Annotated in this window: 11 protein-coding genes and 1 riboswitch; of the genes, 8 read left to right on the top strand and 3 right to left on the bottom strand. The window is 73.9% G+C overall.

What is annotated here, in order from left to right; translation table 11 throughout:
* Positions 1 to 2: 2 nt before the first annotated feature.
* On the bottom strand, positions 3 to 1,130 hold the full coding sequence (locus tag ACN9M0_RS07855) for an alpha/beta hydrolase (protein WP_366041769.1): 1,128 nt from the start codon (positions 1,128 to 1,130) through the stop codon (positions 3 to 5).
* A 431-nt stretch (positions 1,131 to 1,561) separates the two neighbouring features.
* Between ACN9M0_RS07855 and ACN9M0_RS07860 the strand changes: the two genes are divergently transcribed.
* The 7 genes from ACN9M0_RS07860 (at position 1,562) to ACN9M0_RS07890 (ending at position 9,950) form a co-directional block, all read left to right on the top strand.
* Positions 1,562 to 2,827, top strand: a complete 1,266-nt coding sequence (locus tag ACN9M0_RS07860; RefSeq protein WP_366041768.1) for an inorganic phosphate transporter — start codon at positions 1,562 to 1,564, stop codon at positions 2,825 to 2,827.
* A 16-nt stretch (positions 2,828 to 2,843) separates the two neighbouring features.
* On the top strand, positions 2,844 to 3,065 hold the full coding sequence (locus ACN9M0_RS07865) for a hypothetical protein (RefSeq protein WP_366041767.1): 222 nt from the start codon (positions 2,844 to 2,846) through the stop codon (positions 3,063 to 3,065).
* A gap of 127 nt (positions 3,066 to 3,192) precedes the next feature.
* Positions 3,193 to 3,332, top strand: a riboswitch (cobalamin riboswitch).
* Positions 3,333 to 3,367: 35 nt separating this feature from the next.
* On the top strand, positions 3,368 to 4,342 hold the full coding sequence (locus tag ACN9M0_RS07870) for a cobalamin biosynthesis protein (protein WP_426403342.1): 975 nt from the start codon (positions 3,368 to 3,370) through the stop codon (positions 4,340 to 4,342).
* Positions 4,339 to 5,847, top strand: coding sequence for a cobyric acid synthase (locus tag ACN9M0_RS07875; protein WP_366041765.1), 1,509 nt, complete (start codon positions 4,339 to 4,341; stop codon positions 5,845 to 5,847). The genes ACN9M0_RS07870 and ACN9M0_RS07875 overlap by 4 nt, the downstream gene beginning before the upstream one ends.
* Before the next feature lie 46 nt (positions 5,848 to 5,893).
* Entirely contained in the window at positions 5,894 to 7,936 is a 2,043-nt protein-coding gene (locus tag ACN9M0_RS07880) for a putative cobaltochelatase (protein WP_426403343.1), read from the top strand.
* On the top strand, positions 7,936 to 8,544 hold the full coding sequence (gene cobO, locus ACN9M0_RS07885) for a cob(I)yrinic acid a,c-diamide adenosyltransferase (RefSeq protein WP_365321810.1): 609 nt from the start codon (positions 7,936 to 7,938) through the stop codon (positions 8,542 to 8,544). Before ACN9M0_RS07880 ends, cobO begins: the two co-directional genes overlap by 1 nt.
* Positions 8,538 to 9,950: a cobyrinate a,c-diamide synthase gene (locus ACN9M0_RS07890; protein WP_426403344.1), complete on the top strand. Its 1,413-nt coding sequence runs from the start codon at positions 8,538 to 8,540 to the stop codon at positions 9,948 to 9,950. The genes cobO and ACN9M0_RS07890 overlap by 7 nt, the downstream gene beginning before the upstream one ends.
* Positions 9,951 to 9,952: 2 nt before the next feature.
* Here ACN9M0_RS07890 and ACN9M0_RS07895 read toward each other — a convergent pair whose 3' ends face one another.
* Positions 9,953 to 10,681 (bottom strand): ZIP family metal transporter, encoded by a 729-nt coding sequence (locus ACN9M0_RS07895; protein ID WP_426403345.1) that lies wholly within the window; start codon positions 10,679 to 10,681, stop codon positions 9,953 to 9,955.
* Between the two features lie 66 nt (positions 10,682 to 10,747).
* On the opposite strand from ACN9M0_RS07895, the gene cobC reads away from it, so the two are divergent.
* The gene (gene cobC, locus ACN9M0_RS07900) at positions 10,748 to 12,331 is read left to right on the top strand and encodes an Rv2231c family pyridoxal phosphate-dependent protein CobC (protein ID WP_399696360.1); all 1,584 of its coding nucleotides are present in this window, start codon (positions 10,748 to 10,750) and stop codon (positions 12,329 to 12,331) included.
* Positions 12,332 to 12,445: 114 nt separating this feature from the next.
* On the opposite strand, the gene ACN9M0_RS07905 is transcribed toward cobC, so the two are convergent.
* The gene (locus tag ACN9M0_RS07905) at positions 12,446 to 13,435 is read right to left on the bottom strand and encodes an SCO1860 family LAETG-anchored protein (RefSeq protein ID WP_366041760.1); all 990 of its coding nucleotides are present in this window, start codon (positions 13,433 to 13,435) and stop codon (positions 12,446 to 12,448) included.
* Positions 13,436 to 13,762 lie beyond the last annotated feature (327 nt).

Genomic DNA, 13,762 nt, shown 5'->3' on the forward strand with positions numbered 1-13,762 from the left:
CGTCAGAGCAGCGGGGTGAGGAAACGGCGCAGGGACTCCTCGTAGCGGACGGGGTCGGCGTTCCACATCGCGGCGTGCGGGGCGTGCTGCACGGTCCGCAGGTTGATCCGGTCGGGCCGGCGGGCGGCGAGCTCGACGGAGGACTCCCAGGGGGCGATCGTGTCGTCGGGGCCGTGGAAGAGGAGGACCGGGACGCGCAGGGCGTCCGGTTCCGAGGCGGTCTGGAGGAGGTCGCCGTGCGGGCCGGTCCTGCCCTGGGCGGCGCGGACGGCGAGCGGGAGCAGGGGGCCGGGGACGTGGCGGGCCGACGCGAGGTTGCGGAGGGTGGCCTCCCAGTCGAGGACCGGGGAGTCGAGGACGAGGCCGCTGATCCGGTCGCGTACGCCTGACTCGGCGGCGGCGCGCAGGGCCATCGCGGCGCCGGTCCCCCAGCCGTGCAGGACGACCTTCCGGGCGCCGCGGCGGACGGCGTAGCGGATGGCGGCGTCGACGTCCCGCCATTCGGAGTCGCCGAGGTGGACGAGGCCGTCGGGGGAGGCGGGCGCTCCTTCGTCGCCGCGGTAGGCGGGGACGAGGACGGGGATCTTGCGGCGGTTGAAGAAGGGGAGCAGGTTCATCGGGTGCTCGCGGGTGGTGCCGAGGCCGTGCAGGGCGATCACCCAGGTGGTGCGGGGGGCGGCCACGAGCCAGGCGGGCAGGGGGCCGAGTTCGCCGGGGATCTCGACGTCCTCGTGGGCGAGCCCGAGGGCGCTGATCGGCGTGCCCCGGTGGAGCTGGGGGGTGAGCCGGACGTGGACGCCGGGCCCGAGGGCGCCGAGCTCGACCCGCTCCAGGCGGCGGACGACGGTGTCGGCGGTGTGCGGGACCCGGTCGAGGACGGGGCCGAGGACGGCGTGCAGTCCGGGGGCCTCCATCCCGTACGTGCCGGGGCGCAGCGAGGCGAGGCTGCGGGTGAGGGTGACCCGCTCGGGTCCCGTGGCGTGCACGGTGAGTCTGGGGTCTCCGGGCAGTGGTCGTCCGGACGGCGCCCTGAGGGCGACATCGCTGGCGTACCGGCCGGCCGCGAGAGCGGCCGCGCCGACACCGATCAGGGTGGTGACGGCCACTGCCGTCGCTGTAGCCGGGCGCACGCTCCCAGTGTCGGCAGGGCGGGGTGGGCCTGCCACCGGACGGACCCGGGCGGGGGAAGACCGGGTGGGACGAGCCGGGTGGGAACGGGCGGGGGCGAGCCGGGTGGGAACGGGTGGGAGGAACGGGGGCGGGGTCGCCTCGGGGAGTGACATGGGTCTCGTCAGGGGGGTCCCCCGGTCGGATGGTGCTGTCCAGGGAGCGGAACCGGGTGGGCGGGGAGGAACCGGGGCAGGTCGTATGTGCCCCGGGAGGACCGGGATTCCCCGTGCTTGCCCGGTGACCGCATCGTGGACACCGGGCACTCCGGGGCCACAAGCGGAATCCCTTGACACCGGATAGGGACACCACGCCGCCCGCCCCAGTTCACCTTCCGTTCACCCAGGTTGCTTACGTTCGACGAGCCACTGACGTCAAACGATTGCCTGGGTAAATGGAACACATCACGCTGCTGCTCGCCATTGTGGTCGTGACAGCTCTCGTGTTCGATTTCACGAACGGTTTCCACGACACCGCCAACGCGATGGCCACGACCATCTCGACCGGTGCACTCAAGCCCAAGACGGCGGTGGCCATGTCCGCCGTGCTGAACCTCGTCGGCGCGTTCCTGTCCGTGGAGGTCGCCAAGACGATCTCCAAAGGACTGGTCAACGAGGACGGCATCCAGCCCGAAGTGATCCTCGCCGCGCTCGTCGGCGCGATCCTCTGGAATCTGGTGACCTGGCTGGTCGGACTTCCCTCCAGCTCCTCCCACGCCCTGATGGGCGGCCTCATCGGCGCGACCGTCGCCTCGATCGGCGTCAGTGGCGTCAACGGCGAGGTCGTCGTCAGCAAGGTCCTCATCCCGGCCGTCGCCGCGCCGATCGTCGCGGGTCTCGCCGCGATGCTGGCCACGAAGCTGACGTACAAGATCGGCGCCAAGACCTCCGAGAAGGACACCGCCAAGGGCTACCGGGTCGGACAGATCGCCTCCGCCGGTCTCGTCTCCCTCGCCCACGGCACCAACGACGCGCAGAAGACCATGGGCATCATCACCCTCGCCCTGGTCGCCGGCGGCACCCTCGCCCCCGGCTCCAACCCGCCCGTCTGGGTCATCGTCTCCGCCGGTACGGCGATCGCGCTCGGCACGGCCCTCGGCGGCTGGCGCATCATCCGCACCATGGGCAAGGGCCTCACCGACCTCCAGCCGCAGCAGGGCTTCGCCGCCCAGACCAGCGCGGCCACGGTCATCCTGGCCTCCTCCCACCTGGGCTTCTCCCTCTCCACCACGCACTCCGTCTCCGGCGCCGTCATGGGTGCGGGTCTCGGCCGCAAGGGCGGTGTCGTCCGCTGGTCGACCGCCACCCGCATGTTCGTCGCCTGGGGCCTGACCCTGCCGGCCGCAGGCCTGGTCGGCGCGGGTGCCGAGTACGTCGCCCGTCAGGGCTCCTGGGGCGTCTACGTCGTCGCGGCCTTCCTCGCCGCCTCCTGCGTCGGCATCTGGCTCGTCTCCCGCCGCCAGCCGGTCGACCACACCAATGTCAACGACGTCGAGACCGAGGCCGAGCCCGACGGCGTCGTGACCACCGCGATCGCGGCCGTCACCCCGCCGCCGGCCGGTTCCGTCGCCGCCGTCGCGGACGAGGACCTGAAGACCACCATCCCCGCGCCGGTCCCCACGGACCCGGCCGCTCCCCCGGCCCCCGCCGCCGCGGTCTAAGGAACTGGAACCAAGCATGAAGATCGACTGGGCAGCCCTCGGCTCCGTCTTCGGAGTCAGCCTCGTGGCGACCGTCGCCCTCGTGGGCCTCTTCACCCTCGGTGTCATCGGCCTCTCCAAGCAGGAGCAGGCCGCCGCCCAGGGAGGCTCCGCCGTCCTGGCCCGCACCGGCGCCTACGCCTCATTCGCCCTGTGCCTGGCGGCCGTGGCGTACGGCATCTACCTGATCGTCGCCTGACGGTCCCCGGTACCTCGGCCGGGCGGTCCGCACCTTCGGGTGCGGGCCGCCCGGCCGTCTCCGTTTCCGGTGCCGTGTTTGTGGTGCTTCGCACAGTGACGCGGTGCAGGTCAAGGGTGAGTTGACGGCTGTCTCGGGCCGTGGTGGACTGCCGAGGCCATTACGGCGGCAGTAGAGGAAGTCCGGTGCGAATCCGGCGCGGTCCCGCCACTGTGACCGGATCCGAAGGGTCCGGGAGTCAGGAACTCTCGCCGCCGGTCACGTCGATCCAGGGCGCGGACCCTGAGTGAGGACACAGCGCCATGCCCGGCCGCACCCCCAGACCTTCCAGAGCCACCGGAATCTTCGCGTACGGCGCGGCCGCGGGCCTCGCCGTCGATCTGCTCGTCGGCGACCCCCGCCGCGGACATCCCGTCGCCGCGTTCGGCCGGGCGGCCGGCCGGGTCGAACGGGCCCTGTGGCGCGACCACCGCGGGTGGGGCGCCCTGCACACCGCCGTCTGCGCCGGCGCCACCGTCGCGGCCGGCGCCCTCGCCGCCCGTACCGTACGGGGCAGCCGCGCCGGATCCGTCGCGCTCACCGCCGCCGCCGTCTGGTCCGTCGTCGGCGGGACGACCCTGGGACGCGAAGCCCGCGCGATCGGCGGAGCCCTCGCCGCCGGGGACCTGGAGGTGGCCCGGGAGCGGCTGCCGCACCTGTGCGGCCGCGACCCGCAGTCCCTGGACGGTCCCGCGATGGCCCGCGCGGTCGTCGAGTCCGTCGCCGAGAACACCTCCGACGCCGTGGTCGGCGCCCTCTTCTGGGGCGCCGTCGCGGGTGTGCCGGGGCTCGTCGGCTTCCGGGCCGTCAACACCCTCGACGCGATGGTCGGCCACAAGTCCCCCCGGTACCGGCGGTACGGCTGGGCCTCGGCCCGCCTCGACGACGTGGCCGGCTGGCCGGGCGCCCGGCTGACCGCCGTGCTCGCGACCGTCGCCGGCGGGAACCCGCGCGGAGCCGTACGGGCCTGGCGGGCGGACGCCGCCAAGCACCCGAGCCCCAACGCGGGCCCGGTCGAGGCCTCCTTCGCGGGCGCGCTCGGCGTACGGCTCGGGGGGACCCTCTCGTACGCCGGACGGGTCGAGCACCGGCCCGTCCTCAACGGGGAGGGGCGGCCCGTCGAGGTCGCCGACATCGACCGCGCGGTCCGGCTCTCCCGCCGGATCACCGGACTGACCCTGGCCGCCTGCGTGGGCGGCCGCATGATCGCGAGCGCGCTGAAGCGGAGGAACGCATGAGGGGTGGGGGGCTGCTCGTCGCCGGGACCACGTCCGACGCGGGCAAGAGCGTCGTCACGGCCGGCATCTGCCGCTGGCTGGTCCGGCGGGGCGTCAAGGTCGCGCCGTTCAAGGGACAGAACATGTCCCTGAACTCCTTCGTCACCAGGGAGGGCGCGGAGATCGGCCGCGCCCAGGCCATGCAGGCGCAGGCGGCCCGGGTGGAACCGACCGCGCTGATGAACCCGGTCCTGCTCAAGCCCGGCAGCGACCGCTCCAGCCAGGTCGTCCTCATGGGCAAGCCGGTCGGCGAACTGAGCGCCCGCGGCTACCACGGCGGCCGGCAGAAGGAACTCTTCGAGCCCGTGCTCGCGTGCCTGGAGGAACTCCGGGGCACGTATGACGCCGTGATCTGCGAGGGGGCGGGCAGTCCGGCCGAGATCAACCTGCGGCGCACGGACATCGTGAACATGGGCATCGCGCGCGCCGCGAAGCTGCCCGTGGTCGTCGTCGGGGACATCGACCGCGGCGGGGTCTTCGCCCAGTTCTTCGGGACGACGGCGCTGCTGAGCCCCGAGGACCAGTCGCTCGTCGCCGGCTACCTGGTCAACAAGTTCCGGGGCGACGTGACGCTCCTGGAGCCGGGCCTCGACATGCTGCTCGGGCTCACCGGGCGCCGGACCTTCGGTGTCCTGCCGTACGCGCACGGGCTCGGCATCGACGAGGAGGACGGCCTCCGGGTCTCCCTGCGGGGCACCGTCCGCGAGTCGGTCGTCGCCCCGCCGGTCGGCGCGGACGTGCTGCGGGTCGCCGTGTGCGCCGTACCGCTGATGTCCAACTTCACGGACGTCGACGCGCTCGCCGCCGAACCGGGCGTCGTCGTCCGGTTCGTGGACCGGCCCGAGGAGCTCGTCGACGCGGACCTCGTCGTCGTGCCCGGCACCCGGGGCACGGTCAAGGCGCTGGCGTGGCTGCGGGAGCGGGGGCTCGCGGACGCCCTCGTCCGGCGCGCGGCCGAGGGCCGGCCGGTGCTCGGCATCTGCGGCGGCTTCCAGGCCCTCGGCGAGCGCATCGAGGACGAGGTCGAGTCGAAGGCCGGCGTCGTCGACGGGCTCGGGCTGCTGCCCGTACGGGTCCGGTTCGGGGTCGAGAAGACCCTCGCGCGGCCGGTCGGCGAGGCGCTCGGCGAGCGGGTCGAGGGGTACGAGATCCACCACGGCGTGGCCGAGGTGCTCGGCGGGGACGCGTTCCTCGACGGGTGCCGGGTCGGCTCCGTGTGGGGGACCCACTGGCACGGCTCGCTGGAGAGCGACGGCTTCCGGCGGGCGTTCCTGCGGGAGGTCGCGGCGGCGGCCGGGCGGCGGTTCGTGCCGGCGCCGGACACGTCGTTCGGCGCGCTGCGCGAGGAGCAGCTCGACCGGCTCGGCGACCTGATCGAGGAGCACGCGGACACGGACGCGCTGCTGCGGCTGATCGAGCAGGGCGCCCCGACGGGGCTGCCGTTCGTGCCGCCGGGTGCGCCGTGAGGACCCCAGGACCCGCAGACACCCGAACCGAAGGAGCGATCACCCGATGAGTACCCGGTATCCGTTCACCGCCGTCGTCGGCATGGACGACCTGCGGCTCGCGCTGCTGCTGAACGCCGTGAGCCCGGCCGTGGGCGGTGTGCTGGTCCGGGGTGAGAAGGGGACCGCCAAGTCCACCGCCGTGCGCGCGCTCGCCGAGCTGCTGCCCGCCGTGCCCGTGGTCGCCGGCTGCCGGTTCAGCTGTGACCCCGGCTCGCCCGACCCCGGCTGCCCGGACGGGCCGCACGACGACGCGCCCGGGGCCTCCCGTCCCGCGCGGATGGTCGAGCTGCCCGTCGGCGCCTCCGAGGACCGGCTCGTCGGCGCGCTCGACATCGAGAAGGCGCTCGCCGAGGGCGTGAAGGCCTTCGAGCCGGGGCTCCTCGCCGCCGCGCACCGGGGGATCCTGTACGTCGACGAGGTCAATCTCCTCAGCGACCATCTCATCGACCATCTCCTCGACGCCGCCGCCATGGGCGCCTCCCACGTCGAGCGCGAGGGCGTCTCCGTGCGCCACGCCGCCCGGTTCCTGCTCGTCGGGACCATGAACCCCGAGGAGGGCGAACTGCGGCCGCAGTTGCTCGACCGGTTCGGGCTGACCGTCGAGGTGGCCGCCTCACGGGACCCGGAGCTGCGCGTGGAGGTCGTCCGGCGGCGGCTCGCCTTCGAGGACGACCCGGTCGCCTTCGCCGCGCGCTGGGCCGGCGAGGAGGCCGCGCTGCGCGAACGGATCGTCGCCGCCCGGGAGTTGCTGCCCCAGGTGACGCTCGGCGACGCGGTGCTCCTCCAGATCGCCGCGACCTGCGCCGCGTTCGAGGTGGACGGCATGCGCGCCGACATCGTGATGGCCCGGGCCGCGACCGCGCTCGCCGCCTGGGCGGGGCGGACCGAGGTGACCTCGGAGGACGTGCGGCAGGCCGCGCTCCTGGCCCTCCCCCACCGGCGCCGGCGCTCGCCCTTCGACGCGCCCGGCCTCGACGAGGACAAGCTCGACGAGACCCTGGAGCAGTTCAAGGGGGACGAACCGGAGGACGATCCCGAGCCGGACGGTCCCGGTGACGGTGGTCCGGGCGGGGGCGGTGGCCCGGACGGCGGGGGCATTCCGCCGCAGGGCGAGGGGCCCGCGGCCGACGACGTACCGGCCCCCCAGGAGTCACCCGCGCCCGCGCCGCAGAGCTCCGGTGCCGGTGAGCGTGCCGCCGTCAAGGCCGCGGAGCCCTTCCGTACGAAGGTGCTGAGCGTGCCCGGTGTCGGCGAGGGCGCGGCCGGGCGCCGTTCCCGGGCCCGCACCGAGCACGGCCGTACCACCGGCTCGACCCGGCCCCGGGGCGCGCTGACCAAGCTGCACCTGGCCGCGACCGTCCAGGCCGCCGCCCCGCACCAGCGGGCGCGCGGACGGTCCGGGCCCGGTCTGGTGGTCCGCCGCGACGACCTGCGGCAGGCGACCCGGGAGGGGCGGGAGGGGAACCTGGTGCTCTTCGCCGTGGACGCCTCCGGCTCCATGGCGGCGCGGCAGCGGATGAGCGCCGTGAAGGGCGCGGTGCTCTCGCTGCTGCTCGACGCCTACCAGCGGCGCGACAAGGTCGGTCTCGTCACCTTCCGGGGCCGGGACGCGGAGGTCGCGCTGCCGCCGACCTCGTCCGTGGACGCGGCCGCCGCCCGCCTCGAGAAGCTTCCGACCGGGGGCCGTACGCCGCTGTCCGCCGGGCTGCTCAAGGCCCATGACGTGCTGCGGGTCGAACGGCTGCGGGACCCCTCGCGCCGCCCGCTGCTCGTCGTCGTGACCGACGGGCGGGCCACCGGAGGCGGCGCCGACCCGGTGGCGCTCGCGGCCCGCGCGGCGCGGCTGCACGCCGCCGACGGCACGGCCTCGGTGATCGTGGACTGCGAGACCGGCCCGGTGCGGCTCGGACTCGCGGGGACCCTGGCGCGCGAACTCGGCGGCACCGCCGTGACCTTGGACGAGCTGCGCGCCGATGCGATCGCCGGCCTCGTCAGAGACGTACAGGCAGCAGGACAGACAACGCAGACAGCATGGAGGGCCGCTTAATGCCGCAGGGACAGCCGACCGTCGTGCCCGACGACGGTCTCACCACCCGTCAGCGCCGCAACCGCGCACTGGTGATGGTGCACACCGGCGTCGGCAAGGGGAAGTCGACCGCCGCGTTCGGCATGGCGCTGCGCGCCTGGAACCAGGGCTGGCCGATCGGGGTGTTCCAGTTCGTCAAGTCCGCCAAGTGGAAGGTCGGCGAGGAGAACGCCCTCAAGGCGCTCGGCGAGACCGGCAAGGGCGGCACGGTCACCTGGAACAAGATGGGCGAGGGCTGGTCCTGGATCCAGCGCGAGGTCGCCGAGGGCGAGCAGTCCCACGAGGAGAAGGCCCGCGAGGGCTGGGAGCAGGTCAAGCGGGACCTCGCCGAGGAGAAGTACCGGTTCTACGTCCTCGACGAGTTCGCCTACCTGCTGCACTGGGGCTGGATCGACGTCAAGGAGGTCGTCGAGGTGCTGCGCGACCGTCCCGGGCAGCAGCACGTCGTCATCACCGGCCGCAACGCGCCGCAGGAGCTCGTCGACTTCGCCGATCTCGTCACCGACATGTCCAAGGTCAAGCACCCGATGGACGCCGGTCAGAAGGGCCAGCGGGGTATCGAGTGGTAGCACGTCTCGTCATCGCCGCGCCGTCGTCCGGCGCGGGCAAGACCACGGTCGCGACCGGTCTGATGGCCGCGTTCGCCGGCCGTGGTCTGGCGGTCTCTCCGCACAAGGTCGGACCGGACTACATCGACCCGGGCTACCACGCGCTCGCGACCGGCCGCCCGGGCCGCAACCTCGACGCGTACATGTGCGGTACGGGGCTGATCGCGCCGCTCTTCCTGCACGGGGCGCGCGGCTGCGACCTGGCCGTGGTCGAGGGGGTCATGGGCCTGTACGACGGGGCCGCCGACCAGGGCGAGCTGGCGTCCACCGCACAGGTGGCGAAGCTGCTCAAGGCGCCGGTGGTCCTGGTCGTGGACGCCTCCTCGCAGTCGCGGTCGGTGGCGGCGCTCGTGCACGGGTTCGCGTCCTGGGACCCGGAGGTGCGGATCGGGGGCGTGATCCTCAACAAGGTCGCGACGGACCGGCACGAGCACCTGCTGCGGGAGGCGCTCGGGGAGTCGGGGGTGCCGGTGCTCGGCGTGCTGCGGCGGGCGCCCGCCGTCGCCACGCCCTCGCGGCACCTTGGGCTCGTGCCGGTCGCCGAGCGGCAGGCCCAGGCCGTGGAGGCGGTGGCCGCGCAGGCGGAGCAGGTGCTGGCCGGGTGCGACATGGAGGCGCTGCTCGCGCTCGCGCGCAGTGCGCCTGACCTGCACGCCGAGCCGTGGTCGGCCGAGGTCGTCGGGCGGCTGCACGCCGGTGGTTCCGGTGTGCCCACCCTCGCCCGGACTCCGTCCGGGGGGACCCCCGTCGCCCTTGCGGGGGGTATGCCCACACCGCGTGTGGCTGTTGCCGGCGGGGCCGCGTTCACCTTCTCGTACGTCGAGCACACAGAGCTGCTGCAAGCGGCCGGCGCCGAGGTCGTCACGTTCGACCCCCTCCGCGACGAGGCCCTTCCCGAGGGCACCCGCGGGCTCGTCATAGGCGGCGGGTTCCCCGAGATGTACGGGGCCGAGCTCTCCGCCAACGAGCCGCTCAGGAAGGCCGTGGCCGAGCTCGCCGCCTCGGGCGCGCCGGTCGCCGCCGAGTGCGCCGGGCTGCTGTACCTGGCGCGGTCGCTCGACGGCCGGCCGATGTGCGGGGTGCTCGACGCCGACGCGCGGATGTCGGAGCGGCTGACCCTCGGGTACCGGGACGCCGTCGCCGTCAGCGACAGCGTCCTCGCGCCCGCCGGGGCGCGGATGCGCGGTCACGAGTTCCACCGCACGGTGATCGAGCCGGGTGCCGGGCCGCTGGCGGCCTGGGGCCTGCGGCAGCCCGAGCGGCGCGTCGAGGGCTTCGTGCAGGGCGGGGTGCACGCCAGCTATGTGCACACCCACTGGGCGGGGTCCCCGGAGGCCGCCGCGCGGTTCGTGGAGCACTGCGCGTGAGATCAGCCGCCGGAGACGCCCACCACGAGCCAGATGAAGGCCACGCCCGCCACCGTGCACAGCAGGGTGGAGCGGGCCGGGTGTTCGTGGTGGGCCTCCGGCAGGATCTCGGCGGCGGCGAGGTAGAGCAGGGCTCCGCCGAAGAAGCCGAGATAGCAGCCGAGCAGTTCCTCCGGAAGGGTGAACAGGGTGGCGAGTCCGGCGCCGGCGACCGGGGCGACGGCGGTCGCGACGAGCATGGCGAGGGCTCTGCGGCGGGCGTTCCCGTAGAGGCTCGTGATCGTGTACGTGTTGAAGCCGTCGGCGAAGTCGTGGGCGATGACGGCGAGGGCGACGGTGGCGCCCATGCCGCCGCCGACCTGGAAGGCGGCGCCGAGCGCGATGCCGTCCATGAGGCTGTGGAGGATCATCGCGGCAGCGGCCGTGAGGCCGACCTGCGGGACCCTCTCGTCGGCACTGGCGCCGTGGGCGACCTGGCGGACCGCGAGGAGCCGCTCGACGACGTGGGCGACAAGGAAGCCGCCGACGAAGAGCAGCAGGGCCTCCGGAACGCCGAAGACCTTCTTCCCCGCGGCCTCCATGGCCTCCGGCAGGAGGTCGAGTCCGACGACGCCGAGCATGAGTCCGCCGGCGAGGCCGAGGACGAGGTGGCGGCGGTCGGTGACGCGCTGCGCGACCCAGCCGCCGAAGAGCGTCATGAGGAACGCGCCGAGCGCGACGACTACAGCCATGGGCCTTTGCTATCGGATGGGGCGGCGTCCGCGCACCTCGGCGTCGGGGCCCGGCCGGGCACGCCGGTGGCCGAGATCCTCGCGCTGGTCGGCGCGGTCCTGCGGGAGGCGGGCCTGACGGGCGCGGACGTCCGGTCGCTCGCCACGCTCGACGCGCGGGCGGCGGAGCCGGGGATCGTGGCTGCCGCGGCGGCGCTCGGCGTGCCGGTGCGCGGGTTCACGGCCGGGGAGCTGGCGGCCGTACCCGTACCGCATCCCTCGGAGCTGCCCCTGGCCGCGACGGGCACGGCCTCGGTGGCGGAGGCGGCGGCGCTGCTGGCTGCGGGCGCGGCCATGGATACGGATACGGATTCGAGTACGGGTACGGGTACGGGCGGGCGGGCCGAGACGGGTGGGGAGGCCCCGGCCGGGGCCGTGCTGCTCGTGCCGAAGCGGAAATCCCGGCGCGCGACCTGCGCGATCGCCACTTTCGCCCCGTTTCGTCCGAACGAAGTGACGTCCGTCGCACGGTTGTTGCCCTTGACGCACGGGTACATCGCTGGCGAGCCTGGCTCACCCCCCACCATCCCCACCCCCCACACGACGGCGGCCATGGACACGCACACGCAATCCGACGCCCACGACCTGCGCCACCACGGTGACGCCGAGGTCCGGGACGAGAAGCTCATCGATCTGGCGGTCAACGTCCGGACGAACACCCCGCCGGACTGGCTGCGGAAGCGCATCGCCGACTCGCTGACCGGTCTCGCGGCCTATCCCGACGGCCGGGCCGCACGGGCGGCGGTCGCCGAGCGGCACGACCTGTCGTCGAACCGGGTGCTTCTGACGGCCGGAGCGGCGGAGGCGTTCGTGCTGCTCGCGCGGGCGCTGCCGGTGCGGCGGCCGGTGGTGGTGCACCCCCAGTTCACCGAGCCGGAGGCGGCGCTGCGGGACGCCGGGCACGAGGTGGGCCGGGTGCTGCTGCGCGAGGAGGACGGTTTCCGGCTGGATCCGGCGGCGGTTCCGGAGGACGCGGATCTGGTGGTGATCGGGAACCCCACGAACCCGACGTCCGTGCTGCATCCGGCCGCCGCGATCGCCGCGCTCGCCCGCCCGGGACGGACGCTGGTGGTGGACGAGGCGTTCATGGACGCGGTGCCGGGCGAGCGGGAGTCGCTGGCCGGGCGGACCGACGTGCCGGGGCTCGTGGTGCTGCGGAGCCTCACGAAGACCTGGGGGCTCGCCGGGCTGCGGATCGGTTACGTGCTGGCCGAGCCGGAGACGGTCGCGGCCCTGGAGCGGGCGCAGCCGCTGTGGCCGGTGTCGACGCCGGCCCTGGTGGCGGCGGAGGCGTGCATGTCGCGGGCGGCGCTCGCGGAGGCCGAGCACGCGGCGCACCGGATCGGCGTGGAGCGGGCCCATCTGCTGGCCGGGCTCGCGGAGTTCGACGAGGTGCGGACGGTGGCCGGGGCGGAGGGTCCGTTCGTCCTGCTGCGGATCGACGGGGCGGACGCGGTGCGGGAGCGGCTGCGGTCGCTCGGGTTCGCGGTCCGCCGGGGCGACACGTTTCCGGGGCTGGACCGGAACTGGCTGCGGCTCGCGGTCCGGGACCGGGCGACGACGAACCGTTTCCTGCAGGCGCTCGACCAGGCGCTGCTGATCGGCGGCTGACCGCGCCTCCGGGGTGTACGCGGAAGGGTCCGGGGAGGGCGGTGTCGTCACCGCCGCCCTCCCCGGACCCTCGCTTTCCCTCCCGGCGCCCCCCGGCGCTTCCCCCTCGGGCCGTCAGCCGCGCGAGCGGGCGCGCGAGCGCGTCACCACGAGGGCGCCACCGCCGGCGACGAGGAGGGCGAGCGCTCCGCCCGCGATGTACGGGGTGGTGGAGCTGCCGCCGGTCTCGGCGAGGTTCTCGGTGGGCGTGGTGCCGCCGTTGTTGGTCTTGATGCCGCCGCCGGCGTCGCTCGGCTCGACCGAGGGCTGCTGCGTGGGCTGCTCACTGGGCCGCTCGGTCGGGTGGTCGGTCGGGGTGGCGGTGGGCTTCTCGGTGGGGGCCGTGCCCTCGGGCGTCTCGCAGGTGGCCTCGGCGAGGGTCACCGTGCCGTTGACCTCGGCGACGCCGAGCTTCAGCGGGTCGACCTCCACCTTGAGTTCGAGGGCCGTGGCCGCGGCGGTGCGGGAGGTCGTGGACGTACGGGAGAGGTCCAGGGTGACCTGTCCGACGCCCGGCACGCCGACCTGGGTCCGGCCGGCCGCGGACAGGGTGGTCTTCTTGCCGAACACGGTCACGTGGCCGAGGACGTTGGACTCGGCGACCGGCTTCTTCCCCACCTCGCACAGCGCCTTGGACGTGACCTTCTCGACCTCGATGAGGGAGAGCAGCGGGATGCCGGGCACGTGGACCCGGGCCTTGACGAGGTTGACGTACCCCTCGGCCTTCTTCTCGTCCACGGTCGCGTCCGCGGTGGCGACGTCGGCCTTGAGGAGGTCGATCGGCTCCCCGCCCTCGGCTCCCTGCACCTTCACGGAGAGCGCGGTCTCGTTCTCGCTCTGCGGCGCCTTGACCTCGTTGAGGGAGGCCCGCACCGGCACGTTCACGGTCTTGCCGAGGAGGGAGACATCGAGGCCGGCCCGCAGGACGGCGGCGGTGGCGCGCCCTTCGCCGCCCGTGGCGTGCGCCGCCGGGGCCGCGAGGAGCACGGGTCCGACGGCCAGGGCGGCGACGGTCGCAGCGGCGGCGGAACGGCGTACGGGCATGCGGAAGGTGTTGCTGTTCAAGATGGTGGAACCCCCACAGGAGACATGGCGTCGCCGGCCGCTCACCACGGGGACGGTGGGTCGGCGCGGCCTCGGCGACTTGAGACACCGGAATCTTTACGCACGGAGAGTGAACCGACAGTCGCCTGACGTGAGTTCACTCCAAAGGGGGGTTTCCGTGTTCATTTTCGATTTTTTTCGACACAACCGTTCTCGGCCGTCCCGCGTGTTTCGTACGGGGAGGTGTACGCGGATTCAGTGAGAACGATCCGCGACGCCCTCGGGTCACGGATCGTCAACCCGGCGCCCCACGGGCAAGCCCCTGCCCGGACTGCTGTAGATTAATTT

It is taken from the genome of Streptomyces sp. R-07 (assembly GCF_049913175.1).
GTDB lineage: Bacteria > Actinomycetota > Actinomycetes > Streptomycetales > Streptomycetaceae > Streptomyces.

What these genes read in the sequence shown, in the direction of transcription:
- ACN9M0_RS07860 (WP_366041768.1), top strand. Translation starts at nt 1,562, where the DNA reads ATGGAACACATCACGCTGCTGCTCGCCATTGTGGTCGTGACAGCTCTC.
- ACN9M0_RS07865 (WP_366041767.1), top strand. Translation starts at nt 2,844, where the DNA reads ATGAAGATCGACTGGGCAGCCCTCGGCTCCGTCTTCGGAGTCAGCCTC.
- ACN9M0_RS07870 (WP_426403342.1), top strand. Translation starts at nt 3,368, where the DNA reads ATGCCCGGCCGCACCCCCAGACCTTCCAGAGCCACCGGAATCTTCGCG.
- ACN9M0_RS07875 (WP_366041765.1), top strand. Translation starts at nt 4,339, where the DNA reads ATGAGGGGTGGGGGGCTGCTCGTCGCCGGGACCACGTCCGACGCGGGC.
- ACN9M0_RS07880 (WP_426403343.1), top strand. Translation starts at nt 5,894, where the DNA reads ATGAGTACCCGGTATCCGTTCACCGCCGTCGTCGGCATGGACGACCTG.
- cobO (WP_365321810.1), top strand. Translation starts at nt 7,936, where the DNA reads ATGCCGCAGGGACAGCCGACCGTCGTGCCCGACGACGGTCTCACCACC.
- ACN9M0_RS07895 (WP_426403345.1), bottom strand. Translation starts at nt 10,681, where the DNA reads ATGGCTGTAGTCGTCGCGCTCGGCGCGTTCCTCATGACGCTCTTCGGC.